We start from the raw sequence: 25737 nt of genomic DNA on the forward strand, positions 1-25737 counted from the left end.
TTATCATATAGATATTATTACGCATTATCATGGAGTTTTAAAGCAATGAATATCCTGCGCACAACAATGCTTGTGGCTTTTATGACGGCTCTTTTTATGGGGGTTGGTTATCTTATCGCAGGAAGCAATGGTATGGTTATTGCGCTTTTGATAGCAGGGGGCTTAAACTTTTTTTCTTATTGGAATTCAGATAAAGTAGTTTTGCGTATGTATGGTGCGCGTGAAGTGGATCAGCATTCAGCACCCGTTTATTATAAGATTGTGCGTGAATTGGCAAAAAAAGCTTCTCTTCCACAGCCGAAGGTCTATATCATGGACAGTGGGCAACCCAATGCTTTTGCTACAGGACGCAATCCGCATAATGCAGCTGTTGTTGCGAGTACGGGACTGTTAAAAAGGTTAAATCCAGAAGAAATTGCTGGGGTCATGGCTCATGAGTTAGCGCATATTCAAAATCGTGATACATTGATCATGACTCTTAGTGCAACAATTGCAGGGGCCATTTCTATGCTTGGTAATTTTACTTTGTTGATGGGAGGGCAGCGTTCTTCTTCAGAGCATTCGCATGGTGCTGGGGTGCTTGGTGGCCTTATTACTCTATTTGTGGCGCCTTTTGCGGCTATGTTGGTGCAAATGGCTATTAGCCGCACACGTGAATATACTGCTGATCGGCGTGGAGCTGAAATATGCGGTAATCCCCTATGGTTGGCTTCGGCTTTGAGTAAAATTGCAGGTGGGGGACATATGGTGTATAATAAAGAGGCAGAGCATAATCCGGCAACAGCTCATATGTTTATTATTAATCCTTTGAAAGGTGAGGGAGCAGATAGCCTTTTTTCTACTCATCCAGCGACTGCAAATCGTATTGCTGCTCTTTATAAACAAGCCGAGGATATGAATATATTGAAGGCTAAGAATGCAGAAGAAAATAAAAAGGGTATATTTGGTGAAAAGGCAAATGGTTTAGATTTAGAGAATGAAGATTTAATTTTTAGCGCTCAAAACAATACTCTTAATCGTCAGGAAAAAGGTGCTCTTCGGCGTACAACAAATCGTCCTTCTTGGCTTCGCCATCAGAATTTTAAAAAGCCTCGGTTATAGTGTTTTTAAAGGGGGAGATGTAGAGGTGTTATTGTGCAAAATAAAAAAGCGGGATGTATGTCTAAAAAGAATATTCCGGGATTGGTTGTTCGCCAAGTTTGTACCCGTCTTTTAGGTGTGGTGCTTGATAAGCATAAATCTCTTTCTGGTTTGACCGATCATGAATATGGACATCCACATTATTTAAAGCTTTCATACCGTGATCGTCTATTATGTCGGGCTATTTTAATAGCGGCTTTGCGTCATCGAGGTCAGATTACAGCTGCTTTATCACGTTTTTTAAAACGGCCTTTGCCGCTTCAAGCATTGTCACTTCAGCATCTTTTACATATCAGTGCAGCACAAATTCTTTATCTTGATATTCCTGATCATGCGGCGATTGATTTGGCGGTGCAAATGGCTAAAATTGATCCGCGTACACGCCGTTTTTCAGGGTTAGTGAATGCTATTTTACGCAATTTTGCACATGAGGCGGTGTGTTTGCGTGTGCAAGAGCCAACCATTAAAGATGTTCCAGCTTGGTTTGGGCAGCTTTTGGTGTCAACATATGGGGTTGATAAGGCGCATCAGATTTTAGCGATACAAAATAATGTACCATCGCTTGATTTGACTGTAAAATCAGACAGTATTGGTTGGGCAAAGCGGCTTGGGGGTGTTGTTTTGCCTAATGGTTCAATTCGGCTTGGCGCTTTGGATGGTTCTGTGGTTAATTTACCAGGATATGCGCAAGGGGCTTGGTGGGTTCAAGATTTTGCAGCAGCGTTACCTGCTTGTTTGTTAGGAGATATTCGTGGCAAACGGGTTGTTGATTTTTGTGCAAGCCCTGGTGGAAAAACGGCTCAATTGGCTTTGCAAGGGGCAGATGTGACAGCTGTTGAGAGTTCGGCTAATCGATTAGAGCGTTTAAAAGAAAATATGGAACGTCTTCATTTGTCAGCCCATTATTGGACTGGTGATATGCGAGATTTTTATTCTGAGCAGCTTTTTGATGCGGTTCTTCTTGATGCACCTTGTTCTTCTACGGGAACGATACGCCGTCATCCAGATATCTTATGGACTAAATCGCCTGACGATATCGTCAAATTAGTGGCTCTGCAGTATGATCTGCTTTTGGCAGCAATTGCTTTTGTAAAGAAGGGTGGACGCATTATTTTTTCTAATTGTTCATTGGCAAGACAAGAAGGGGAAGACCTTATTAAAAAGATTTTGTCTACGCGTAATGATATTATTTTAGAACCTATTTTAGCAGAGGAGATGGGTTCTATGAAGCATTTGCTATCTTCTGATGGTACTTTGCGCACGACGCCTTCTGAGTGTTGCTATGATAATTATGATATTGAGGACCCACTGTTATTTGGAATGGATGGTTTTTTTGCAGCACGTTTACGCAAGGTGGCTTAATTAACGTTTCATTTACGTAAATCGCCGACATTCATTTTATTTGATAAAGAAGTGGTTGGACATTTTGTTTGATAAAGAATGGCTGGAGAGATAAGTGTGGCGATTGCGGTGGGAAGTCATCAGGTAAAAACATCAGTTTTTGTGTGTAAGGTGTTACAATTTCTACGGCGTTTATGGGTGGGGCCTTTATTTCGTTGGCGATTTTTGGGTTTTTACCCGCAAAAAATTTTAGCGCATCCCATTGATTTGCACTTAGCTGATTCAAAAGTAGCACATGAATTTTATCATGGCCGTTTTGCTTTTGCTGGTCGAGTCGTTCAGTCTGGTTCTTTTTCGCCTTTTGCAGTAGTTCCACCAACGTCAGAATGGGAAGCAGCACTTCATGACTTTCATTGGCTGCGACATATGACGCCAGCACGCAATCCATTAGCTATAGCACATGCGCGCTCTTTATTAGAAGATTGGCTTGATCATAGTGGTAAGAAAATAAAAGGGCTTTCTTGGAGTGGGGGGGTTGTTGCACGACGTTTGATTTCATGGATTTGTCATTCGCAAATATTGTTGGAAGGTGCAAGTGAACAGTTTAAAAAGCGTTTTTTGCATTCGCTTGGTTTTCAATTTCGTTATTTGCGTATATCGATTCACAGTATGGAAGAAAATGATCGACGCTTACAAGCGGTGATCGCTTTGGTATTTGCTTCTTTGGCTTTGCCTGTTTGTGCTGCGATAAAGAAGAAAGTTCAAACTTATCTTATCCGTGAGCTTTCGCGTCAAATTCTTATCGATGGGGGGCATATTTCGCGTAGTCCTGCTATTTTGCTTAATTTACTGCCATATTTATTATCTTTGCGTGATCTTTATAAGCGTAGCAATGAAACGGTGCCGCGTGTTTTAATTGACTCAGTTGAGCGTATGTTACCAGCTTTGCGGTTTTTTATCCATGAGGATCGAACACTTGCACATTTTAATGGGGTTGGTCCTGTTATGTCGGGGCACCTATCAGCTATTTTAGATTTTGATGAAACAGGGGGAAATCCTTTTAGTCATGCACGTTATTCTGGTTTTCAGCGTTTACAGGCCAATCAAACAACTGTACTTGCAGATACGGGAAAATTTCCACCACATTTTGCTTCAGAATATGCCTGTTCGGGATGTTTATCATTTGAGATGTCTTCTCAAGGAAACCGCTTTATTATCAATGCGGGGATTGCTTCTTATGAGGATGAAGAGTATCGGCATTTCGGGCGTATCACAGCGGCACATTCAACGGCAACAGTTAATGATTGTTCAGTGGGCATTTTTCGCAAAAAAAAGAACAGAAATACTTCCCTGTTGCTTGAAGGACCGGCGAGTATTAAAGTGCAACGTATAGAAGAAGCAGAGAAGATTGGTTTTATTGCATGCCATGATGGGTATGTGCGACCTTTTAATCTTATTCATGAGCGCGGTCTTACTTTAACGACAAACGGGGCGATTATTGAAGGGTTTGATCGCTTTTTCATGCCGCATACTGCTCGCTCAAATGAACATAAGGCTAATTGCAATGAGTCTAGTTGTGTTGCAGTTCGATTTCATCTTCATTCCAAAGTTGAGGTTATCCATAATGGAGACAGTGTGCATTTGGCTGTGAAAGGTAAGGAGGTGTGGCATTTTATGTCACCTGATACGGATATTTCTTTAGAAGATTCGATTGATTTTACTGAATTAATGGGCCCACAACGTACGCAGCAAATTGTTTTATATTTCCGCCCTGCGTTGACAGAAAAAATTCATTGGCGTTTTGTCCGCCTTGAATCAGAGTAGGAATATGCTTAACTGATGGTGGAATGAAAGTGGTTTTATTATTTATGAATTTCAGAATTTTAAGCATTATGTTCTTTCAGTTTTTTGGAAAAGACATATATTCTATAATAATACATTATAAATTTGCTTGAATTTTAATCCTTTTATTTTTAAAATCTTCCTTATGGCTGCTATTTTAAAGAATTATTCTGCGCCTGATCTTCATCAGGTTCGTCGTGCTCTTCTTTCTGTTTCTGATAAAACTGGTTTGGTGGAGTTTGCGCAAGCGCTTCACGCTTATGGGATTGAGTTGATTTCAACGGGGGGAACATCCAAAGCATTAAAAGATGCTGGTTTACCGGTAAAGGATGTTGCTGAAGTAACAGGATTTCCGGAAATCATGGATGGGCGTGTTAAAACACTCCACCCATTGATTCATGGTGCTTTATTAGGTATTAGAAAAGACCCAGACCATGCAGCTGCTATGAAAGAACATGGTATTTGTGGAATTGATCTTGTTGTGGTTAATTTATATCCTTTTGAAGCAACAATTCAATCTGGAGCAGATTCACAAACGATTCTTGAAAATATTGATATTGGTGGCCCAGCGATGATTCGTGCGGCAGCTAAGAACCATGCTTATACTGGTGTTGTGACAGCAGTTTGTGATTATGATTTGGTTTTGGATGAATTAAAGAAACATAATGGGTGTTTAAGTTTTTTATTGCGTCGCCAATTAGCAGTACGTGCTTATGAGCACACAGCTTCCTATGATGCAGTAATAGCGGCTTGGTTTGCACAAGATTTAAAAGTTGAAATGCCATCTTGGCAGAGTTTTTCCGGTCATCTTGATAGTGTGATGCGTTATGGGGAAAATCCGCATCAGCGGGCAGCATTTTATCACACTCGTGATAAACGTTTTGGGGTTGCAACCGCAACACTTTTACAAGGTAAAGAACTTTCTTATAATAATATGAATGATGCAGATGCAGCATTTGAGCTTGTGGCAGAATTTGATCCTTATAGAACCGCTGCTGTTGCTATTATTAAACATGCCAATCCTTGTGGTGTTGCGGAAGGGCAGAATTTAAAAGAAGCTTATTTAAATGCTTTAAGATGTGATAACATATCAGCGTTTGGTGGGATTGTTGCTTTAAATCGCCCTTTAGATGAAGAGTGTGCAGGAGAGATTGTTAAGTTTTTTACGGAAGTGATTATTGCTCCTGATGCGACAATGGGGGCACGTGAAATCATTGCACAGAAAAAAAATCTCCGCTTATTGATAACAGGGGGTTTGCCTAATCCACGTTCTGAAGGGCTGATTTTTAAAACGCTTGCAGGGGGGGTTTTAGTACAGTCGCGTGATAATGCGGTGGTTGAGGATTTGAAGCTCCAGGTGGTAACGAAACGGGCGCCCAGCCAAGATGAGATGCGTGACCTTCAGTTTGCGTTTCGTGTTGTTAAACATGTCAAGTCAAACGCTATTGTTTATGCAAAAAACAGTGCAACAGTGGGTATTGGTGCTGGCCAAATGAGTCGTCTTGATGCAGCTAAAATTGCAGTTCATAAGGCTGAAGAAAACGCAAAAGGAATGGGTTTAACAGAGCCTTTAACCAAGGGATCTGTTGTTGCATCAGATGCGTTTTTTCCCTTTGCCGATGGTTTATTGTCAGCTGCTGAAGCTGGTGTGACTGCAGTTATTCAACCAGGTGGGTCAATGCGCGATAAGGAAGTTATTGCAGCGGCTGATACGCATGACTTAGCAATGGTTTTTACAGGTGTGCGCCATTTTCGCCATTAAAGCGTATGGTTTTTTATTTATTTTTGTTTACCAGTCGAATGAAGGAAATTTGGCAACACTCTCCTATGCTATAAACGCACGCCAGTTATGTGATTATAGCACAACTTATTTGTGAAATTTGCTCTATCTTATGGATCTCAAGAATTTAACGTAAGGTTTGGGTAAAAACATGAACATTCTGCAGTCTTTTGGTTCTTGGCGCCGTTATCGTCGGACAGTTAAGGTATTAAATAATCTTTCAACATATGAACTCAATGATCTTGGTATTAATCGGGGTGATATTCGTTCAATTGCGTGGCATTTTTCGCGCAAATCTCTTTGATGTTTGTTTTTGATAAGCACTACTTACACGTGATCACGTGGGTGTGAAATTTAAGGGGGTATTTTGGTGAGGGGTTTGTATTTTCCTCTATTGTAGAAATAGGGGAAGAGAGCGAAAAGAGTCTATAATTTTCAGCACAATATTTGATGATATCTTAAATGATGCATGCTCTTCTTAAAAGAGGGGCTGTTTAAGTATTTATTTCATGAGATAGTGATATTTGAGGGTGTGTCTTCTTTAGTTATTATATTTTGAAAGCAGAAAAAAAGATGCACCCAAAACACCAGCTGCTAAAATGAACCATGTTAGAGCATAGCTAAGGTGATTATTGTTAAAATGCACAACTGTTAGACCGACAATAGGAAGATTTCCTTGTATGGCTATTTTTTGTGTGACATCAATAAAATAAGGGGCCACATTAGAGAGCCCTAGCTTTTGGGCCATGGCGGGGAGTTGGCGTGTATACCAGAGATTTTGATCAGGATTATTTTTGCGTGGAAATATTCCCTCTCCTTCGCTCATACGTAAAAAACCGGTGATCGTAGTCTGCTCTGTATTAGTGGAAAAATGGGAATGAGGTGGGGTGTTTTCTTGCTCAAAGTGATGGCGTGCATCCATAGGAATGAAACCACGGTTTACAAAGGTTAGAGTGTTATCGGCTGTTTGTAAAGGGGTTAAAACCCAATAACCAGTGGTATCTTGAGTGAGGGCTGTTATAAGAATATTTTTGTCTGTTAAGAACTTTCCGGTAAGTGTGATAGGGCGATATTCATCTTTATCAAAAGTAACATGTTCCCATTGATCTTGGGGGGGGGCTTTGATGGGGGGTAAATGAATGCGCTGATTAACACTGGCAATAAGATTCGTTTTCCAGTTTAGCCGTTGCATTTGCCAGATGCCTAGTGCACTGAAAAGCAAAAAAAAGCTTATACATAAAATACCAAGCAGAATAGAAAAAAAACTTATATTTTTGTTCTGTGATTCTGTTGGAGATTGTTTCATTTTAATCATCAACTCTCTTTTAACATGTTCAACGTTTAAAGAAAGTATTTTATGTACTTTTTTCGAAAATGAGTAACATATCTGTCAAAAAGGCAGTAATATTGGTAATCGAGCGAAAAAAATATGGTTGATATTGGTGGTGGAAATGCAAAATTGACAAAATAAGTATCAATAAATATCAAAATGCTTGACCTTTTAGTACTAACACCTTATAAACCCGACATTTCCAATGATGCTTGTTCAAGGCTGAATTTGGTGTGCTTGGCGCCCGTTTTGTATTGCTGGATTGGAATTTAAAAGTTTCTTAAAGTTTAAAGGTGAAGTCTATGTCTCGTGCCTGCGAATTAACAGGAAAAGCAGTCCAGTATGGGAATAATGTTAGCCATGCCAATAATAAAACGCGTCGTCGTTTTTTGCCAAATCTTTGCAATGTGACATTAATTTCGGAAGTGCTTCAGCAAAGTTACCGTTTACGCATTTCAGCGCATGCTTTACGTTCAGTTGAGCACCGTGGTGGTCTTGATTGTTTTTTAGTGAAAGCTGATGATAAAGAATTGTCACAACGTGCGCGTTTATTAAAACGTCAGATCATGAAGAAAAAGGCTGAACAAGCAGCTTGATTGATTTTGGTTCAAAGCCAAATTAAAATATTTTCTCTTGTTTTTTAAGGGTGTGTTTTAAATTTTGGTTATTTAGCCAAAGTGTTGGTTGATTCGAAATTATTACTCAGGTTACAAAGGATGTTTTCAACCTGTAAATTTTTAGTATCACAGCAAAGAAAAAAGCGTATTGTTTTTGCAAGTTTTGCCATGTGTTTGGCGGTGACTGCTTCCAATATTTTGGTTCAATATCCTATCTATTGGTTTGGTTTGAATGAGATCTTAACCTATGGGGCTTTTACCTATCCAATTGCTTTTCTGATTAATGATTTAACGAATCGTTTTTATGGTCCAACTGCAGCACGGCGTGTGGTGTATGCTGGTTTTATAACGGCTTTTTTTGTTTCTTGGGTATTAGTTACGCCACGGCTTGCAATTGCTTCTAGTATGGCATTTTTATTTGCGCAATTACTGGATATTTTAGTTTTTACACCTTTGCGACGTAAAACATGGTGGAAAGCACCTTTAGCAGCAGCATTGGCTGGCTCAGCTTTGGATACGGTATTATTTTTTGCTATTGCTTTTTCTAGTTATTTTAGCTTTGTCGATCACATGACAGGTTATGTTGATGGTTCTATCATGGATAACGCAATATTTTTTGAGTTTGACGTTCCAGTTTGGTTCTCACTTGCTTGTGGTGATTTTTCTGTCAAAATAGTGATGAGTCTGATTATGCTTGTGCCTTATGGTACAATTTTGAGAAGTTTTAGGGCTTCATTTTTATCAGAACAGTAAAAAGAAAGCTTCTCTTTAGCTTTTTAAGTTTATTGTCAATCCATAAACATGATCAGATTTTGTAGTGTACTTGTGGAAATAAGAGGCATTCAAAATGTACGCTTGTTCAAATATTTGGTGCATGCAAATCATTTATCGTGGATGTTTACCTTTTAGAATATTGTATGAGCGATTAGGTTTTTTAGGGTCAAAGAGTGTTGTTAATTGTTTTGTCATGGCATCTGCTAGTTCTTCAGCGTTGACGATTGTCACGGCGCGTTGGTAATAACGTGTGACATCATGACCAATGCCAATGGCAATTAATTCTATAGGTGAATGTATTTGGATTTCTTGAATGACAGCGTGTAAATGCTTTTCAAGATAAGAACTAGGATTAACAGAAAGTGTCGAATCGTCAATTGGTGCACCATCAGAAATGACCATGAGGATACGGCGAGATTCGTGTCGTGATAGAAGGCGCTGATGCGCCCAAATGAGTGCTTCACCATCGATATTTTCTTTGAGCAATCCTTCTTGCATCATTAGGCCTAAATTACGTCGAGCACGACGCCATGATGTATCGGCACTTTTGTAGATGATATGGAGCAAATCATTCAAACGCCCTGGATTATCAGGTTTATTTTGGTTGTTCCATTCTTCCCGGGCTTGACCGCCTTTCCAAGCTTTAGTGGTGAAGCCTAAAATTTCAACTTTGACTTTGCAGCGTTCAAGTGTTTGCGCTAAAATATCAGCACAACTTGCTGCAACGGTAATTGGTCGTCCTCGCATTGATCCTGAATTATCAATGAGCAATGAGACAACTGTATCATGAAAGTGTGTATCGTGTTCTCTTTTAAAAGAAAGCGATTGCATTGGATCGATAATGAGTCGTGCGAGTTGTGCTGTATCAAGATGTCCTTCTTCAAGATCAAAATGCCAAGAACGATTTTGTTGTACCATAAGACGGCGTTGCAGGCGGTTTGCTAAGCGTCCGACAATGTTTTGGAGATGATTTAATTGTTTATCAAGGCAGCAGCGTAAATGATCTAATTCGCTTTCCGAACAAAAATGAGTTGCTTCTGAAATTTCATCAAATTGACGCGTGAAAATTTTATAATCAGCAAGTTTCTCCATTGGCTGAGAAACACCGGAAGAGCATTTGAATTTCCTTTGTTCTTTCTGCCAAGTATTTTCTTGTTTTTTTTGAGTTGTATCATCATCGCTTAATTGGGCAGTTTGTGTGTTTTCCTTATTGTATTTATCATTGTTTTGGTCAGTTGTTTTTTGTTCTTTATTTTGAGAGTATTTTGCGCTTTCACTTTCTTCTTTATCTGGGCTTTTTGTTTCAAGATCATTGTTTGGTTCTCTATTGTACGCCCCCTTGGAATTTTCATTCAATTGGTTGGCAATTTTCAATGCAATAAGCATTTGATGAACAATACGTGCAAAAGCTTTTTGGTTATAAATATGATATGTAAGCTCACGCAGTTCTATTGCAGCTTTTTGTTCAATTAATTGACGCCATAATTCCAATATGGATTCAGCTTCTTGCGGAAGGGGGCGTTTTGTTATCTTTTCACGCAGTAAAAGTGCAAGTGCATCTTCTAGGGGAGCTTCACTTTGATGGAGCACCATTTGGTAATGGGTTTTTTGGTATTTATCGGCGAGCATTGTATCAAGATTTTGAGCAATTCCTTCCATTGCTAAGGTGCCGATTGCTTCAACGCGTGTTTGCTCAAGAGTGTCAAAAATAGCACGTGCTTCTGGTTGTGTTGGAGCGAACTGGGCATGAATATGAGGATCATGCCATGCTTTGTACAGTGCTATACAATCCCCCCGTGCGCGGATAATGGCGACATCTTTTTGTGTTATGTATGATGATAATGTTGTTGGTGGGCGAGCATAATTGTCGTCTATAGATGATTTGTTTTTGTTAAAAGTAACTTCAAAGTTGTGTGTACTAGAAAGTGTGCGAATACATATGGAAAGAGCTTTTTTAAAAGTAGTGATGTCAAAGTTATCATTGGGAAGGTAGTTTATCAGATGTTTGCTGTGGTTGCCAACTTCTGCCGCCATAATTGACGCATTCCTTAAAGATCAGACATTATAAATTGAGTGATTTGGTGAGCTCTTTTCCAAAAGCACGTTGGTAAAATTCTGCAACGATTGAGTATTCGAGTTCATCACATTTGTTAAGAAAGGTTAAGCGAAAAGCCAAGTCAACATTTTGAAAAATTTCCGTATTTTCTGCCCAAGTGATTACGCTGCGCGGGCTCATGACCGTTGAAAGGTCACCATTGATAAAGGCTTGGCGTACCATGTTGGCTACATGCACCATTTGTGAAACTATTTTTTTTCTTTGAGGTGTTTGGAAATGTTTGACCTTTAAACAGACAATGTCAACTTCATGGTCATGGGGTAAATAATTTAATATCGCCACAATAGACCACCGGTCCATTTGGGCTTGGTTAATTTGTTGTGTGCCATGATAAAGCCCTGTTGTATCGCCAAGGCCAATGGTATTTGCAGTCGCAAAAAGGCGAAATGCTGGATGAGGAGCGATAACGCGGCTTTGATCGAGTAAGCTCAACCGTCCAGAAGCTTCAAGTACCCGTTGAATGACAAACATAACATCAGGTCTGCCTGCATCATATTCATCAAAGACAAGAGCAATGTTATTTTGATAAGCCCAGGGTAAAATGCCATCTTTAAATTCAGTAATTTGTAAGCCATCTTTCAAAACGATAGCATCTTTTCCGACAAGATCAATGCGACTGACGTGACTGTCAAGATTAATTCGAATACAAGGCCAGTTAAGGCGTGCAGCGACTTGTTCAATATGTGTTGATTTACCAGTGCCATGATAGCCAGAAACCATAACACGACGATTAAAAGCAAAGCCTGCCAAAATGGCTAAAGTTGTTTGCTGGTCAAAAAGATAATCGGGATCTAAGTCAGGGACATGTAGGCTTTTTGCGCTAAAAGCGGGTACTTTCATGTCTGTATCAATATGAAATACATTACGAGCGCAGACTGTGATATCAGGAACATCGATAGCGTGATTTGGTTTTGTCATTGTTTTTCTGGAAGGGTGTCCATTCTTTATTATTTGAGTTAAAAACAATACAAGACATCAATTGCTGATGCAATGCTCTGTAGAAAGAGAGGGAATGGGGGATAAGCAGATCTATCACTTTAATATTTCATGGTGCTTTTTAAACAAATAAATTAAACAAGTAAACAGCTTGCACTAAAGTGGATTGCTTTGAGCACGGTTCCCCTCTTTTAGCACAGGCCGGATTTCTTGAGTAAATTATAGGCGTGTAAAACATCGCGGAAACGTTCTTCTGAAGAACGGTTACCACCATTGGCATCAGGGTGATGTTTTTTGACCAGTTCTTTATATTTTATTTTAATATCCTCAGCTGAGGCATTTGCTTGTAACCCTAAAGTATCAAAAGCTTTGGCTTCCAAAGGTTTTAATTTTCTTGAGGTTGTACCGGCTGAGTGACGTTTGGTGAAAAATGAAAAAGGATCACGCATACGGTTTTGATAAGCTGCTGTTCCAGAGCGAATTGTTGCGTAGTGAGGGGATGTTTTTTTTGATGCACTATTACTCCCAACAGACCACGTAGGGCGGTGCCCTGTGAGAGCGTCTTTCTGAAAATTGGCGATATCTTTATCGTTAAGGCCTGAGAAATAGTTAAAATCTTTATTGTAAGCACGTACATGATCAAGGCAAAAGTAAAAATACTGTCCTTCACGATTACGGCCTGCTGGTGCTTTGTGCACCCCTGTTTTTTCACACCCTTCCCATTGACACTGTCGGGTTTGTGCTTCACCTTGTTTTCTTTTATTGGAGCTGATACGAATTGAATCAAATAATTTGGATGTTGTAGCCATGTTTTTGGTTTATGCAAAATCGGTGTGGTTGACAAGGATTGACTTTTGAAAATTTATTTTCATACTTAATGTAGTGTCGAAGATGGCTAATTACACTATCCATTTTAGTGGAGAGTAAAGAAAAAATGTCTACTCTGATTCAAACAGTCATTGAAACAAAGCTTTGTGATGCTTTTTGTCCGCAAAAGCTTGAAGTGATTAATGAAAGCAGCCTTCATGCAGGGCATCATCATAAAGGTGGTGTTTTTGATAGCCACGGGGAAACGCATTTTCGAGTGAAAATTCTTTCTTCTTCTTTTTCAGGTATGTCGCGGATAGAAAGACACCGAGCGATTTATAAAGTTTTACAGCAAGAATTAGCAACACATGTTCATGCTTTGGCTCTTGAGGTTGAAGCTGCTTGAGATGGTTTTTCCGATTCAATAACTTTTAAAGCACGAGGATGTGCTTTTTGATAAACTTCTAATAAGCGATCTGTATCAATATGGGTGTAAACCTGTGTTGTGGATAAACAGGCGTGGCCAAGTAATTCCTGAATGGTACGCAAATCTCCTCCACGCGACAAAAGGTGAGTTGCAAAAGAATGACGCAATGCATGCGGTGTAGTCGTTTCTGGTAAACCAAGACGAGCACGTAAATTTTGAACAAGACGTTGAATAATAGCTGGTTGTAGCGGGCCACCTCGAACGCCACGAAACATTGGTTGGGTGCTCACTAAAGGGTAAGGGCAGCATTTAAGATAAGTCTCTACCATTTCGTAAACAGTTTTAATCAATGGAACTAGACGTGTTTTCCCCCCTTTTCCTATTACAGACAGACTTGTTATCTCTGGATCAGAAAATTGCTCTGGTGTAAGTGCTAAAGCTTCTGATATTCGCATTCCGCAGCCGTAAAGGAGTGCTAAAACAGCAACGTTACGGGCAATAATCCATGGTTCAGCTTCTTGTTGATTTTCTGGTTTGATTATATGCAATGCTGCTTGTATGTTCAAAGGCTTAGGTAAAAGCTTTGGGTGTTTTGGTGTGCGAATAAGTTTAGCAGCTAGGGTATCAACGATTCCCTCACGCGATAAGTAATTGAAAAAAGAGCGCAAACTCGCCGCATTTCGGCTTAAAGAGCGTGTACTTATTTTTAACGTACGACGATAAGCCAAATAAGAACGCAAATCAGCTACACGCAAATCAGCAAGGTCTTTGCAAGTTACTTCATGTCCGAGGTGATTACACAAAAAAATCAAAAATTGTCGTGTATCGCGCTCATAAGCTTGTGCTGTGCGTATAGCCATACGACGCGTTTTTACAAGAGTTTCCAACCATTTTTTTCTTGCAACTAAAAGATTACGCTCCGCTGGAATCAGAGGAGCATTTTGACCTTTTTTGTTGTCATTATTGGGAAACATTCCTAGTTAAGGGTATTTTTTTCTTTTTTAGGTTTTTCAGGACTAGCCTGCCCATTTGTTTTTTCTTTCTGTTCCACAGAATTGGCAGTGGCTTGACTTGCACCTTTTAAAGAGAGCACCTTTAGAAGATTATTCATTGATAAAAGATGTGCAAAAATTCGCCCTAAAAAGCCATTTTTATGCAATTTAGCAAGTTGATGAGCAGGTAATTTATGAAGTTTTTCTTCATCAACAATCCAGAAGTCTTCTAATTGAGCTGAAAGACCTTTGTCGTTTTTGACATTAATTGACTTTTGACTAAGAAGGTCCATCTTAACAAGGGTATCAATAAATTCAGCTGTTCTTTCCATACCAATTTTAAAGTGCTCAAGGAAATTGATACGCTCTTCCATGAAGGGAGAAATAGATCCATCAGAATTGAAAAGTTCTATGCCTGTAACGTCATTAAACATACCGGATTGTTGGTCAAAACAAACGGAAAGCTCTTTTTGATCTTGTATTTGTGCAAGAACAAAAGGATAACGACGAATAAAAGCGGGGATATAAGTGTCACGTTGCCAACTTTTATCAGCAGTAATGTAATTATTTACATCATTAGAAAGACCTACAAGAGCGATGGATGTGTAATGGCGCTTTTTTTGTTCATCTTCTGCACTCATAAACAAGATAGGGTAGTCGAGAGCAGCTTGAAAATATTCATCACTTGCTAAGGGAACCCAATGAGTATCTTTTGCAAAGGACATATCTTGTGAGGGATTGAATTTAAGACTTCTATGAAAGGTCTTGTTGATTGGAGTAACATTTTTATAAAAAAGCATAATATTCGCCATCAGACTTCTCCTTTTTCATTCACTATATGCCACAAAATACGCTTTTATAGGATTTTTGTATGGCAACAAGCTCTAATGGACAATAATTAAGTATGTTAAGTATATAATGATTCTTTCTTTTTAGAAGAGATAATATTATACATGAAACGAAAGAGAAAAAAACTTAAAAAGACAATTTGTCTTGCCATTATTGGTGCTGCCCATGGAATTAGGGGGGATGTTTGGGTTAAGGTATTGGGAGGTGAGCCCCAGCGCTTAAAGACTTACGGTGTTCTTTATGATGAAGGAGGACGCTGTTATGAAATTGCGACATTTCGGGTGCAAAAAAACGATGCAATTGTGCGTTTTAAAGGGGTGGAGGAGCGAAGTGCTGCCGAAGCTTTAAAGGGAATTAACCTTTATATTAAGCGAGATCAATTGCTTGATGATTTGGCTGAGGATGAATTTTATCAAATCGATTTGATTGGGCTTTGTGTTTATGATGATACAAATAAGCTTCTTGGTGAAGTGAGCGGTTTTTTTAATTTTGGTGCTGGTGATTTGCTTGAAATCTGTTTAAATGGTGGCAAGAGAGAACTCATTCCATTTAGCAAGACGGCTGTACCGGAAATTTATGTTGCTTCTGGTTTTGTTGTGATCAATCCAGTGGCAGCTGGTTTGGCTACATGAAAGAAGAATAATAAACAAGGGAGATTTGAACGAAAAGAGTGGGATGAGGGAATAAGCATGGGATTTCAAGCACATATTTTAACACTTTATCCTGAAATGTTTCCAGGATTATTGGGTTATTCTTTAGCAGGGCAGGCTCTAGAACGAGGGATATGGTCGCTCAATACAGTACAGATTAGAGACTTTGCTTTTGACAAACACCACAGTGTTGATGATACAACGGCTGGTGGTGGTGCTGGTATGGTGATGCGGGCAGATGTGTTAGCTGCTGCAATTGATAGTTGCCCCCCTGATTTGCCAAGGTTTTTGTTAAGCCCACGGGGACGCCCTTTTAATCAAAGCTATGCTCGTTCTTTGGCACGTGGTTTAGGCGCAATATTGGTGTGTGGTCGTTTTGAAGGGGTTGATGAACGCGTGATAAAAGCGCGAAAATTAGAAGAAATTTCAATTGGTGATTATATTCTTTCAGGTGGAGAGGTGGCTGCATTGGTTCTTATGGATGCAATTGTGCGGCTGTTACCCGGTGTTATGGGCAATCAAGCTTCTGGAGAATGTGAAAGTTTTGAGAATAATTTGCTTGAGTATCCCCATTATACGCGTCCTTCAGTTTTTGAAGGGCTTACTATTCCGCCGGTATTGACATCAGGTCATCACAAAGCTATTGCAAATTGGCGTCAAGAGCAGGCCGAATGCTTAACACGTCAACGTCGACCTGACCTTTATGCTCTTTATACCAAAAATCTTCGAAAAGCTTGATTCATCTTTAAAGATGGTGTATTGCACAACGCACTTTTAAAAGAGTTTTCTGAAAAGAGCTTTCTATGGATTTAAAGAAATAAATTCTAAAAGAAAAAATAGTGTATTCGCTCTTGTTTAAAGCAGAGCCCAGGTGTTTAAAGCAGAGCCCAAAGAATATCCTTTTTGTATGAAAGGCATCTTTGTGGTAAGAGTTGAACGCTCTGACTGTTCGAAAAGAACATGAAGGATGAAAGAAATGAATATTATAGCGCAGCTTGAAGCTGAACAATGCGCAAAAATTGAAGAAAAACGCCAATTTCCAACGTTTCATGTGGGAGATACGTTGCGCGTTTTGGTCCGTGTGACGGAAGGTACGCGCACACGTGTTCAGGCTTATGAAGGAATTTGCATTGCACGTTCGGGCGGTGGTTTGAATGAGAGCTTTACAGTGCGCAAAATTTCTTATGGTGAAGGTGTTGAGCGTGTGTTTCCAATGTATTCTCCTTTGGTTGAGGGTGTTGAAATTGTCCGCCGGGGTAAGGTTCGTCGTGCAAAGCTTTATTACCTTCGTGGTTTAAGAGGAAAGGCTGCACGTATCGCTGAAAAAAGAGATTACCGTAAGAATGCTAAAGTTTCTGAGGGAGGAGAAAAAGCAGTCATTGCAGAAAAAGTTGAAGACAAGACTGCTGAATAAATATTTCTTGCTCAAGTTTAAAAAAGCGGCTTTTATGCCACTTTTTTGCTTTGTGAGGGATAATGGCGATTAAAAAACTTCTTTATAAGGAATTTTATACAAAATATAAGAGAGATCCCTATAGAGATGCTTATAAAGAATGCTTGGTGATCAAATTTTAGAGAATCATTTTGTTTTTCATGGAAAATGAAAGGTGTCTTTTAATATTTTATTTGCTTTGTATTGATCTTACAAAATGTGTGTAGTGGTTAATTTTAACAATATTTTTTGTAATGAATTGTTTGTTATTTTTTTGATGCAGAAATTTGCTTGCAAAAAAACTACCAAGAAATCGATATGCTCTTATAAAAATGAGTACATTGAAGGGGATGTAGAGATGGCTCCTCCTTGGTCGTATGAATTAAAAGTTGTTCCAATAATTTTCGTTATAATGAGTGTTTCAATGTATTTTTATGAAGAAAATGCTGGTTTGATGAAGGAGCAAATATAAGCAAAAAGCTGTAACACTGTTATTGAAGTTGAATCTGGTATGTGTGGATTATTGGGCATTCAATTTATTGATCTCTTAAAAGAGAGTGGTTTGTCTTTAAAAGAGAAGCTTATTTTAATAAGGGGAAGTTTATTTTAATGTTAAGCGTGATTTGAAAGTTCTCTATAAAGAAGAGCGGTTTCGTTTTTTCATAATGATTTAAGTTATAGCTAATGATTTAAACTGTAAATATTGTGAAGTATTTCGTTACTATTTAACGGGTGGGATTGGGGTGCGTTTGAAAAAAATACATGTTTGCGTTGAAGAAACAATGTTTAAGCCTTTGACGTGAAGATAAAATTGTACTAAACAAAACAGGCTTTATAGTTTATCGCTATAAGCTAATCGGTTTTTTTATGCGCGACCTTTAATCCGTTATTTGAGATAACCGACCTGTAATGTGCGCCTTTAGGTATCAAAATTAGAATGTGCTTGATCGTTTATTATGAGTTTTCTCATTTGCGATAAAGTTGCAATGAAAGTCAGGTCAGAGTTTTTATGATAGAGACATCTAGGATAAAAGATCGCCCTTATTCTCCCCATTTGAGTATTTATCGTTGGTCGATTACTATGGCGATGTCGATTGCACATCGTATCACTGGTGTAGCGCTTTATTTTGGAATGATATGTTTTGCCATTTGGTTGGGGGCAATCGCTTGCGGGGGTGATGCGTTTAAAACGGTTAATGAGATTTATGGATCTTTCCCGGGGCTGTGTGTGTTATTTCTTTTTACGCTTGCTGGGGTTCACCATATGGTTGGCTGTATTCGCCATCTTGTTTGGAATATGAAGCCTTGTCTTTTAGCGAAAGAAAAAGCAACTGCGACTGCTTGGGCAACTGTATTTATTACCCTTATTGTAACATGCGCAATTTGGGTTATTGGATATGGGTTGTCTTGAAGGGGATGGAGAAAGGTCATGAAAAAAGATTTTCGAACAGAATTTGGAAAAGTGCGCGGTTTTGGAAGTGCGCATGAGGGAACGGGGCATTTTTGGCTAGAAAATCTGACAAGTTTTACCAGTGTGCTGCTTTGGATATTTTTTATTGTTCTTATCATTTCGCTTGTGGGGGAGGGTTATGATGTTATTTATACACGACTTTCGCATCCTATTGTAGCGGTTTTAATGGGCGTGATGACTTTTTCAAGTCTTTATTATATGAAACTTGGAATGCAAGTTGTTATTGAAGATTATATTCCACATGGAAATTTGCGGATATTATTTTTAGTATTAAACACCTTATTTTGTTGTGTTTTGGGTGGTTTCATTATTTTTGCTCTTTTAAAAATCGTATTGGGAGTTTAACCAACATGGTGGCTACAGTATCGTCTTTGGGCCCTAAAGTGGGTCATGCTCCTTATCATTATGTAGATCATAAATTTGACGTTGTTGTTATTGGCGCTGGCGGTTCGGGTTTGCGTGCAACCCTTGGTATGGCTGAACAGGGGTTGAGAACAGCATGTATTACAAAAGTTTTTCCCACTCGTTCACACACAGTTGCAGCACAAGGCGGTATTGCAGCATCTCTTGCAAATATGGGGCCTGACAATTGGCAGTGGCATTTGTATGATACGGTGAAAGGCTCTGATTGGCTTGGCGACACTGATGCGATGGAATATTTGGTACGCAATGCTCCTGCTGCTGTCTATGAATTAGAGCATTATGGGGTTCCTTTTTCACGTACACAGGAGGGTAAAATTTACCAACGGCCTTTTGGTGGGCATACGACGCAATTTGGAGAAGGGCCGCCAGTTCAACGTACTTGTGCGGCGGCTGATCGTACTGGGCATGCTATTTTGCATGCGCTTTATGGGCAAAGCTTAAAGCATAATGCGCAATTTTTTATTGAATATTTTGCGCTTGATTTAATCATGACCGATGGTGTGTGTACAGGTGTTGTGGCGTGGAATTTAGATGACGGTACAATTCACCGTTTTTCTGCTAAAATGGTTGTTTTGGCAACAGGTGGTTATGGACGTGCTTATTTTTCCGCTACATCAGCCCATACATGTACAGGTGATGGCGGTGGAATGATTGCACGTGCTGGGTTGCCGCTTCAGGATATGGAGTTTGTTCAATTTCATCCCACAGGTATTTATGGTTCTGGCTGCTTAATCACAGAAGGAGCGCGTGGAGAAGGTGGTTATTTGATTAATTCTGAAGGTGAACGCTTTATGGAGCGTTATGCGCCTTCTTTTAAAGATTTGGCTTCACGTGATTTGGTTTCACGTTGTATTACGCTTGAAATTCGTGAAGGGCGTGGGGTTGGTGCAAAGAAGGACCATATTCATTTGGTTCTCAATCATATTGATCCTGCTATATTGCATGAGCGTTTACCGGGGATTTCTGAATCAGCACGAATTTTTGCAGGCGTTGATGTGACAAAAGATCCTATCCCAGTTTTACCAACAGTCCATTATAATATGGGCGGTATTCCCACCAATTACTATGGGGAAGTTTTAAACCCAACAAGTGATTCGCCTGATTGTGTTCAACCGGGGTTGATGGCTGTGGGTGAGGCAGGGTGTGCATCTGTTCATGGTGCCAATCGTTTGGGTTCCAATTCATTGATTGATCTTGTGGTATTTGGGCGTGCGGCTGCAATTCGTGCAGGAAAAGTAATTGACCGCAATGCAGAGATTCCGGCAATTAATGAAACAGCTGTTGATGAAATTATGGCACGTTTTGATCGTTTGCGTTTTGCTCAAGGGCATACACCAACGGCGGTGTTGCGTGAAAAAATGCAGCGGACTATGCAGGAAGATGCTGCGGTATTCCGTACGGCAGATTCTTTAGAACAAGGATGTCAGCGTGTAAGTAAACTCTGGAATGAACTTTCTGATCTTAAAGTGACAGATCGTTCGTTGATTTGGAATTCTGATTTGGTTGAAACATTAGAGCTTGAGAATTTGATGGCAAATGCGATTATGACAGTTCATTCTGCGGCTGCACGTTTAGAAAGCCGTGGGGCACATGCACGTGAAGATTATCCAGAGCGTGACGATAAAAATTGGCGTCGCCATACACTTTCGCATTTATCAAAAAATGGGAAAGTAACATTATCCTATCGGCCTGTTCATGTGGATCCATTAACATCTGAGGCAGATGGCGGTATAGATTTAAAACGTATTGTGCCTAAAAAACGTGTTTACTAAGGGGAGAATGAGTCATGGTTCAAATTAGGCTTCCCAAAAATTCTCGTGTGAAGGCTGGAAAGATTTGGCCTAAACCTGAGGGTGCGACACAGCTGACAGAATTTCACATTTATCGTTGGTCCCCCGATGATGAGGATAATCCTCGTCTTGATACCTATTATGTGGATCGCTCAGTATGTGGTCCGATGATTCTTGATGGTCTTTTGTTTATTAAGAATCATATTGATCCAACTTTGGCGCTTCGTCGGTCGTGTCGTGAAGGCATTTGTGGTTCATGTGCGATGAATATTGATGGGGTCAATACACTGGCTTGTACTAAAGGGATGGATGATGTGAAACATCCCATCAAGGTATATCCTCTTCCTTCTATGCCGGTTGTTAAAGATTTGATTCCTGATTTGAAGCGTTTTTATGCGCAGCATCGTGCTATTGAGCCTTGGTTGCAAACTGTTTCACCTGAGCCTGCAAAAGAGTGGTTGCAAAGCTATTCTGATCGTCAAAAAATTGATGGTCTTTATGAATGTATTCTTTGTGCGTGTTGTCAAACATCGTGTCCAAGTTATTGGTGGAATGGTGATCGTTATTTAGGGCCTGCTGTTTTGCTTCAGGCTTATCGTTGGATTGCTGATTCGCGTGATGAAATGGGTGGGGAGCGTCTTGATAATCTGGAGGATCCTTTCCGGCTTTATCGATGCCATACGATTATGAATTGTACGCAAACTTGCCCAAAGGGTTTAAATCCGGCTAAAGCGATTGCTGAGATTAAAAAACTTATGATTGAACGCCGTCTTTAAAAATTTGTTAGCTTAGAAAGTTTTAGCTAAAAACAAAAGCAATAGAGGGAAGCAGAGGCGCATATGCTCCTGTCTTTTTTGTATGCTTTATAAGACGTGGTTATTGAATTTTTTATTGGTACTTGCTTTGTATTGTGCATCTTGGAGTCTATTGGCATCTTAAAATATGTTTGTGTTTTTTAAATATATTGTATTCATGAAAGATGCGATAGGTATGGTTGTGTAAATAAGGGCTTTTACGGTTTAAACGAGAGGGGAGGGGGTGCTTTGGTTCATCTAGAGCGGGAGTCCACGTAAGAGGCGTGGGGCATTTGGAGTAAGGCCGGAAGCTTCTTGAATGAAATATTTTTTTATTTTTGGCCTCTGATTAACAAGTCCAAGACCAATATCACGCAATACTCTCAAAAATAGAGTATCATTAGAAAAAAGTTTGTTGATCCAGTCATTACTCAAGGCCATACGCACGGTTTCGAAACGTCGCCATTTTTGGTAGTGCTCAAGAGCGATAATTGATCCAATATCAAGACCTAACCGTGCTGTTTTAATGATAACTTCAGCCAAAGCTGCACTATCACGAAGCCCTAAGTTAAGGCCTTGACCTGCAATGGGGTGAATTGTGTGGGCAGCGTCTCCCACGAGAGCAAAACGGGGTTTAATGCAAGAATATGCTAGCGAAAGGGTTAAGGAAAATCCTTGGCGTTCGCCATCCCAAGTTAGTTTTCCAAATCGGTGACCGATACGTTTTTCAAGTTCTGTTTCAAAAATAAGAGGATCAGCTTTAAGGTAGTATTGAGCGGTTTGATGGTCTTCATTCCATACAATGGCTGATCGATTGCCTTTAAGAGGCAAAAGAGCAAAAGGCCCGGCAGGCAAAAAATGTTGAATTGCTTGACCATGATGGGGTTTTTCATGTTCGATAGTGCATGTGATTGCTGTTTGTTTATAGGGGTGCACAAAGTTTTTAAGGTTTGCTTTCTCGCGTAGTTTGGAATGTGTTCCATCGGCTGCGATCAGCAATTGTGTTTGCCAAATTTTTTTATTGCTCAAAATAACAGTTGTGTAGTGGTCTTCTTGGTGAAAATCAACAACACGTGCAGTTTTGATGAAAGGGATATTCAGTTCTTTTACACGTTTTTTTAAAGCAGCAGTAAGCTCTTTATTTTCAATCATAGCGGCAAAGGGCTCGCCAGGGGTGATATCTCCTTCAAAGGTTAAAAGGATCGGTTTGAAAGAATCATTAACGCGCGCATCGGTAATGAGCATTGAATGAATAGGTTGAGCATGAGGCTTGATATGTTCCCAGCATTGCAATTGCTTTAACATACGAATAGAAGCAGCGGAAATAGCTAGCGCTTGTCTTTTTTTACTAGGTGTATTCTCCTGAGGAGGGGCATCGACAATATTTATTCTCAATTCAGGTGCGGCCTGTTTGAGTGCTAGCGCAAGTGTTAAACCAACAATTGCTCCCCCTGCAATGATGAGATCACATTGTTTTATATTTTGATTCATATTAAAAGACACTACATTTCTTTCTACTTTTGTGTAGTTTATTAGCTCTTAAATGAAAATAATACTCTTTTTTAAAATTATTTTTACAGTCTTAATTAAGAAATTGTTGTAATAAGAATGGTTAAAATGGCATTAATATTTTAAAACTATAAGCTGTAATATTTTTAACTATAAGCTGTGAAACCAGTTTTTTATGAAAAGTTTTATATTTGGAATTGATTGATGCGCCAAGATTTGTCTTCTGATCATTTATCAGAAAGGCTTGATTATCAAAGTCCACGTCTTGTGAATTTATTTTTGCGTCAGATTGGTGCCTTCATTGGGCTTGGGCTTTTGGGTCTTATTATTTTTTGTGTTTTAGCTTTGGCAACATGGAATGTTGGAGACCCATCATTGACTTACGCCAATGCTCATGAGGTTGCAAATCTTATGGGGTGGCCTGGTGCGATTTTTTCAGATTTTGCTATACAGTTTTTTGGTTTGGCGAGTTTGTGCATTTTATTACCTCCGTTTTTTTGGTCACTTTTATTGCTAGCACAAAAGGATATTCGTAATTTTATATTTCGTCTTTTTTTGTGGGTGGTATCAGCGATTTATTTTTCAGCTGTTTTTGCTTTGTTGACACATTTTGCGTCTTTTACGCGTTGGCCATTGCCAATTGGTTTTGGAGGCGTTGTGGGGGATAAGATTTTAAATACTGCTTATTTATTTTTTCCTTCCTTTTTTGCTTCTTTTTCTTCCTTACAAATTGCTTTTATGGGCGTTTTTCTTGCTCCTTTAGGTTTTGTTATGGCTGCTATTGCTGGCAATGTAGCGTGGCGTTGCAAGAATGATGACAAAAAGAAACGAAACAATAAAAAGGTTAAAATAACAGATTCAGTCATGGATGATGTGGAAGAGGCACATCACTCTATCTATGAAGTTCTGCTTGGTTTTTTTGTTACAGTTTTTGGAGCAGTTTTGCATTTTCTTTATTTTTTACAAGCGCGTTTGGGGCATCTTTTTTCATGGAGTAAGAATTTTAAGAAACGAGATGATTCTTCTGAGCAGCAAAGTTGGCTCTCTGAGAGGGAAGAAAATGTATTTGGTCGGGTTGAGCCGGTTTTTTTTGAAGAAGAAGGAAAGCAGGAGTCTTACTCCCATAAAAAATCTGTTTCGTCCTCCAAGGGCCGTGTTTTCAAACCGTCAAAAGTTGTTTCAAAAAATGGTTTTACACTTCCGCTTTTGGATTATCTTTCTGTTTTTCCACCGGCTGAGAAAGATGCGAGATTATCTCCTACTTCTTTAAAAGAAAATTCTCGTGAACTTGAGACAATCTTATTAGATTTTGGTGTTAAGGGTAAAATGATTAATGCACACCCTGGGCCAGTTGTGACTTTATATGAATTTGAGCCAGCAGCTGGTATTAAATCTTCGCGTGTTATTGGATTGGCTGATGATATTGCTCGTTCAATGCGTGCAATTTCAGCACGTGTTGCTGTTGTTCCAGGGCGCAATGTAATTGGAATAGAGTTGCCCAATGCAACGCGTGAAACGGTTTATTTGCGGGAAATTTTGCAAGCTCAGGAGTTTGTTCGCAGTAAAGCAAACTTAGCACTTGCTTTAGGTAAAACAATAGGCGGTGAAACGGTGATTGCAGATTTAGCAAAGATGCCGCATCTTTTGGTAGCAGGTACCACTGGATCGGGTAAATCTGTTGCTATTAATACAATGATTTTGTCACTTCTTTATCGTATGACACCTGAGCAATGTCGTTTGATTATGATAGATCCTAAGATGCTTGAACTTTCGATTTATGACGGTATTCCACATTTATTAACGCCGGTGGTAACAGATTCTAAAAAAGCAGTGATTGCTCTTAAATGGGCTGTTCGTGAAATGGAAGAGCGCTATAGTAAAATGTCAAAAGTTGGTGTTCGTAATATTGATGGGTTTAATGCGCGTTTAAAAGAGGCACAAAGTCAGGGCGAGACATTGACACGAACGGTCCAAGTGGGATTTGATCGCACGACTGGTGAGCCCCTTTATGAATCAGAAACTCTCGATTTAAATCCTATGCCCTATATTGTTGTTATTATTGATGAAATGGCAGATTTAATGCTTGTTGCGGGGAAAGATATTGAAGGAGCAGTTCAACGTTTAGCACAAATGGCGCGTGCTGCTGGAATTCATGTGATTATGGCCACGCAGCGTCCTTCGGTGGATGTTATTACGGGTACGATTAAAGCTAATTTTCCTACACGTATTTCTTTTTCTGTTAGTTCAAAGATTGATAGTCGGACAATTCTTGGTGAACAAGGAGCTGAACAATTGCTAGGGCAAGGGGATATGCTTTTTATGATGGGAGGGGGTCGTATTCAGCGTGTACATGGTCCTTTTGTTGCTGATAATGAAGTTGAACAAGTTGTTGCTCATCTGAAAGCTCAAGCGCAGCCTGATTATTTAGAGGCTGTTACACAAGAAACGGCAGATCATAGTGTTGATGTTTCGCTTGTCTCTCCTGTGGAAAATGATCCTTATAGTCAAGCTGTTGCAGTTGTTTTGCGTGATCGTAGGGTTTCAACTTCTTATATTCAGCGTCGTTTAGGGATTGGATATAACCGCGCGGCTTCACTGATTGAGCGAATGGAAGAAGAAGGAATCATTAGCTCTGCTAATCACGCGGGAAAACGAGAAATTTTAGTACCTGCTGAAGAAGAGCCGTGCTAAAGTAAAGCCTTTAAATGAATTTTTTA

At 39.5% G+C, this 25737-nt stretch carries 23 protein-coding genes; 16 read left to right on the forward strand and 7 right to left on the reverse strand.

Annotated features, from left to right (window positions below):
• Positions 1-45: 45 nt before the first annotated feature.
• From htpX to ME3_RS06770, 5 genes are all read left to right on the forward strand, one after another.
• Complete coding sequence (gene htpX / locus ME3_RS01335) at positions 46-1101, forward strand: zinc metalloprotease HtpX (protein WP_007476403.1); 1056 nt, start codon at positions 46-48, stop codon at positions 1099-1101.
• A gap of 33 nt (positions 1102-1134) precedes the next feature.
• Positions 1135-2502, forward strand: a complete 1368-nt coding sequence (locus ME3_RS01340; RefSeq protein ID WP_007476404.1) for an RsmB/NOP family class I SAM-dependent RNA methyltransferase — start codon at positions 1135-1137, stop codon at positions 2500-2502.
• A 78-nt stretch (positions 2503-2580) separates the two neighbouring features.
• Complete coding sequence (locus tag ME3_RS01345; protein ID WP_007476406.1) at positions 2581-4305, forward strand: heparinase II/III family protein; 1725 nt, start codon at positions 2581-2583, stop codon at positions 4303-4305.
• A gap of 163 nt (positions 4306-4468) precedes the next feature.
• Positions 4469-6085 carry a bifunctional phosphoribosylaminoimidazolecarboxamide formyltransferase/IMP cyclohydrolase gene (gene purH / locus ME3_RS01350; RefSeq protein WP_007476409.1) on the forward strand — a complete coding sequence of 539 codons (1617 nt, stop codon included), beginning with the start codon at positions 4469-4471 and terminating at the stop codon, positions 6083-6085.
• Between the two features lie 169 nt (positions 6086-6254).
• Positions 6255-6407 carry a DUF1127 domain-containing protein gene (locus ME3_RS06770; protein ID WP_007476411.1) on the forward strand — a complete coding sequence of 51 codons (153 nt, stop codon included), beginning with the start codon at positions 6255-6257 and terminating at the stop codon, positions 6405-6407.
• A gap of 237 nt (positions 6408-6644) precedes the next feature.
• Here ME3_RS06770 and ME3_RS01355 read toward each other — a convergent pair whose 3' ends face one another.
• Entirely contained in the window at positions 6645-7418 is a 774-nt protein-coding gene (locus ME3_RS01355; protein WP_007476413.1) for an SURF1 family protein, read from the reverse strand.
• A 317-nt stretch (positions 7419-7735) separates the two neighbouring features.
• Between ME3_RS01355 and rpmB the strand changes: the two genes are divergently transcribed.
• A complete protein-coding gene (gene rpmB, locus ME3_RS01360) occupies positions 7736-8029 on the forward strand; it encodes a 50S ribosomal protein L28 (protein ID WP_007476415.1) in 294 nt (97 codons plus the stop codon).
• Between the two features lie 120 nt (positions 8030-8149).
• Complete coding sequence (locus tag ME3_RS01365; protein WP_007476417.1) at positions 8150-8803, forward strand: VUT family protein; 654 nt, start codon at positions 8150-8152, stop codon at positions 8801-8803.
• A 132-nt stretch (positions 8804-8935) separates the two neighbouring features.
• Here ME3_RS01365 and cobT read toward each other — a convergent pair whose 3' ends face one another.
• From cobT to ME3_RS01380, 3 genes are all read right to left on the reverse strand, one after another.
• Positions 8936-10858 carry a cobaltochelatase subunit CobT gene (gene cobT / locus ME3_RS01370; protein ID WP_007476419.1) on the reverse strand — a complete coding sequence of 641 codons (1923 nt, stop codon included), beginning with the start codon at positions 10856-10858 and terminating at the stop codon, positions 8936-8938.
• A gap of 28 nt (positions 10859-10886) precedes the next feature.
• Entirely contained in the window at positions 10887-11858 is a 972-nt protein-coding gene (gene cobS / locus ME3_RS01375; protein WP_007476421.1) for a cobaltochelatase subunit CobS, read from the reverse strand.
• Between the two features lie 209 nt (positions 11859-12067).
• Positions 12068-12685, reverse strand: a complete 618-nt coding sequence (locus ME3_RS01380) for a J domain-containing protein (protein WP_007476423.1) — start codon at positions 12683-12685, stop codon at positions 12068-12070.
• A 125-nt stretch (positions 12686-12810) separates the two neighbouring features.
• On the opposite strand from ME3_RS01380, the gene ME3_RS01385 reads away from it, so the two are divergent.
• On the forward strand, positions 12811-13089 hold the full coding sequence (locus tag ME3_RS01385; protein ID WP_007476424.1) for a BolA family protein: 279 nt from the start codon (positions 12811-12813) through the stop codon (positions 13087-13089).
• On the opposite strand, the gene ME3_RS01390 is transcribed toward ME3_RS01385, so the two are convergent.
• Both ME3_RS01390 and ME3_RS01395 read right to left on the reverse strand, forming a co-directional pair.
• Positions 13056-14084 carry a tyrosine recombinase XerC gene (locus tag ME3_RS01390; protein ID WP_007476425.1) on the reverse strand — a complete coding sequence of 343 codons (1029 nt, stop codon included), beginning with the start codon at positions 14082-14084 and terminating at the stop codon, positions 13056-13058. The genes ME3_RS01385 and ME3_RS01390 overlap by 34 nt on opposite strands.
• A gap of 2 nt (positions 14085-14086) precedes the next feature.
• Complete coding sequence (locus tag ME3_RS01395) at positions 14087-14914, reverse strand: SapC family protein (RefSeq protein WP_007476426.1); 828 nt, start codon at positions 14912-14914, stop codon at positions 14087-14089.
• Positions 14915-15055: 141 nt separating this feature from the next.
• Here ME3_RS01395 and rimM point away from each other — a divergent pair, with 141 nt between their 5' ends.
• The 7 genes from rimM (at position 15056) to ME3_RS01435 (ending at position 21493) form a co-directional block, all read left to right on the forward strand.
• Positions 15056-15583 (forward strand): ribosome maturation factor RimM, encoded by a 528-nt coding sequence (rimM, locus tag ME3_RS01400; RefSeq protein ID WP_007476427.1) that lies wholly within the window; start codon positions 15056-15058, stop codon positions 15581-15583.
• Positions 15584-15640: 57 nt separating this feature from the next.
• Positions 15641-16339, forward strand: coding sequence for a tRNA (guanosine(37)-N1)-methyltransferase TrmD (gene trmD, locus ME3_RS01405; protein WP_007476428.1), 699 nt, complete (start codon positions 15641-15643; stop codon positions 16337-16339).
• A gap of 238 nt (positions 16340-16577) precedes the next feature.
• Positions 16578-17015 (forward strand): 50S ribosomal protein L19, encoded by a 438-nt coding sequence (gene rplS, locus ME3_RS01410; RefSeq protein WP_007476429.1) that lies wholly within the window; start codon positions 16578-16580, stop codon positions 17013-17015.
• Positions 17016-18042: 1027 nt separating this feature from the next.
• On the forward strand, positions 18043-18444 hold the full coding sequence (gene sdhC / locus ME3_RS01420) for a succinate dehydrogenase, cytochrome b556 subunit (RefSeq protein ID WP_007476432.1): 402 nt from the start codon (positions 18043-18045) through the stop codon (positions 18442-18444).
• An 18-nt stretch (positions 18445-18462) separates the two neighbouring features.
• Positions 18463-18849 (forward strand): succinate dehydrogenase, hydrophobic membrane anchor protein, encoded by a 387-nt coding sequence (gene sdhD, locus ME3_RS01425; RefSeq protein ID WP_007476434.1) that lies wholly within the window; start codon positions 18463-18465, stop codon positions 18847-18849.
• A gap of 5 nt (positions 18850-18854) precedes the next feature.
• The gene (gene sdhA, locus ME3_RS01430; RefSeq protein WP_007476436.1) at positions 18855-20699 is read left to right on the forward strand and encodes a succinate dehydrogenase flavoprotein subunit; all 1845 of its coding nucleotides are present in this window, start codon (positions 18855-18857) and stop codon (positions 20697-20699) included.
• Positions 20700-20713: 14 nt separating this feature from the next.
• Complete coding sequence (locus tag ME3_RS01435; RefSeq protein ID WP_007476438.1) at positions 20714-21493, forward strand: succinate dehydrogenase iron-sulfur subunit; 780 nt, start codon at positions 20714-20716, stop codon at positions 21491-21493.
• Between the two features lie 276 nt (positions 21494-21769).
• Here ME3_RS01435 and ME3_RS01440 read toward each other — a convergent pair whose 3' ends face one another.
• On the reverse strand, positions 21770-23002 hold the full coding sequence (locus ME3_RS01440; RefSeq protein WP_007476440.1) for a ubiquinone biosynthesis hydroxylase: 1233 nt from the start codon (positions 23000-23002) through the stop codon (positions 21770-21772).
• Between the two features lie 222 nt (positions 23003-23224).
• Here ME3_RS01440 and ME3_RS01445 point away from each other — a divergent pair, with 222 nt between their 5' ends.
• On the forward strand, positions 23225-25711 hold the full coding sequence (locus ME3_RS01445; RefSeq protein ID WP_007476442.1) for an FtsK/SpoIIIE family DNA translocase: 2487 nt from the start codon (positions 23225-23227) through the stop codon (positions 25709-25711).
• Positions 25712-25737: the final 26 nt, after the last annotated feature.

Origin of the sequence: Bartonella melophagi K-2C (assembly GCF_000278255.1) — a bacterium.
GTDB classification, from domain to species: Bacteria; Pseudomonadota; Alphaproteobacteria; order Rhizobiales; family Rhizobiaceae; genus Bartonella; species Bartonella melophagi.

What these genes read in the sequence shown, in the direction of transcription:
- cobS (WP_007476421.1), bottom strand. Translation starts at nt 11,858, where the DNA reads ATGACAAAACCAAATCACGCTATCGATGTTCCTGATATCACAGTCTGC.
- ME3_RS01355 (WP_007476413.1), bottom strand. Translation starts at nt 7,418, where the DNA reads ATGATTAAAATGAAACAATCTCCAACAGAATCACAGAACAAAAATATA.
- ME3_RS01365 (WP_007476417.1), top strand. Translation starts at nt 8,150, where the DNA reads ATGTTTTCAACCTGTAAATTTTTAGTATCACAGCAAAGAAAAAAGCGT.
- ME3_RS01445 (WP_007476442.1), top strand. Translation starts at nt 23,225, where the DNA reads ATGCGCCAAGATTTGTCTTCTGATCATTTATCAGAAAGGCTTGATTAT.
- purH (WP_007476409.1), top strand. Translation starts at nt 4,469, where the DNA reads ATGGCTGCTATTTTAAAGAATTATTCTGCGCCTGATCTTCATCAGGTT.
- trmD (WP_007476428.1), top strand. Translation starts at nt 15,641, where the DNA reads ATGGGATTTCAAGCACATATTTTAACACTTTATCCTGAAATGTTTCCA.
- rimM (WP_007476427.1), top strand. Translation starts at nt 15,056, where the DNA reads ATGAAACGAAAGAGAAAAAAACTTAAAAAGACAATTTGTCTTGCCATT.
- sdhD (WP_007476434.1), top strand. Translation starts at nt 18,463, where the DNA reads ATGAAAAAAGATTTTCGAACAGAATTTGGAAAAGTGCGCGGTTTTGGA.
- cobT (WP_007476419.1), bottom strand. Translation starts at nt 10,858, where the DNA reads ATGGCGGCAGAAGTTGGCAACCACAGCAAACATCTGATAAACTACCTT.
- ME3_RS01385 (WP_007476424.1), top strand. Translation starts at nt 12,811, where the DNA reads ATGTCTACTCTGATTCAAACAGTCATTGAAACAAAGCTTTGTGATGCT.
- ME3_RS01345 (WP_007476406.1), top strand. Translation starts at nt 2,581, where the DNA reads ATGGCTGGAGAGATAAGTGTGGCGATTGCGGTGGGAAGTCATCAGGTA.
- ME3_RS01390 (WP_007476425.1), bottom strand. Translation starts at nt 14,084, where the DNA reads ATGTTTCCCAATAATGACAACAAAAAAGGTCAAAATGCTCCTCTGATT.
- sdhA (WP_007476436.1), top strand. Translation starts at nt 18,855, where the DNA reads ATGGTGGCTACAGTATCGTCTTTGGGCCCTAAAGTGGGTCATGCTCCT.
- rpmB (WP_007476415.1), top strand. Translation starts at nt 7,736, where the DNA reads ATGTCTCGTGCCTGCGAATTAACAGGAAAAGCAGTCCAGTATGGGAAT.
- rplS (WP_007476429.1), top strand. Translation starts at nt 16,578, where the DNA reads ATGAATATTATAGCGCAGCTTGAAGCTGAACAATGCGCAAAAATTGAA.
- ME3_RS01440 (WP_007476440.1), bottom strand. Translation starts at nt 23,002, where the DNA reads ATGAATCAAAATATAAAACAATGTGATCTCATCATTGCAGGGGGAGCA.
- ME3_RS01395 (WP_007476426.1), bottom strand. Translation starts at nt 14,914, where the DNA reads ATGGCGAATATTATGCTTTTTTATAAAAATGTTACTCCAATCAACAAG.
- ME3_RS01435 (WP_007476438.1), top strand. Translation starts at nt 20,714, where the DNA reads ATGGTTCAAATTAGGCTTCCCAAAAATTCTCGTGTGAAGGCTGGAAAG.
- htpX (WP_007476403.1), top strand. Translation starts at nt 46, where the DNA reads ATGAATATCCTGCGCACAACAATGCTTGTGGCTTTTATGACGGCTCTT.
- sdhC (WP_007476432.1), top strand. Translation starts at nt 18,043, where the DNA reads ATGATAGAGACATCTAGGATAAAAGATCGCCCTTATTCTCCCCATTTG.
- ME3_RS06770 (WP_007476411.1), top strand. Translation starts at nt 6,255, where the DNA reads ATGAACATTCTGCAGTCTTTTGGTTCTTGGCGCCGTTATCGTCGGACA.
- ME3_RS01380 (WP_007476423.1), bottom strand. Translation starts at nt 12,685, where the DNA reads ATGGCTACAACATCCAAATTATTTGATTCAATTCGTATCAGCTCCAAT.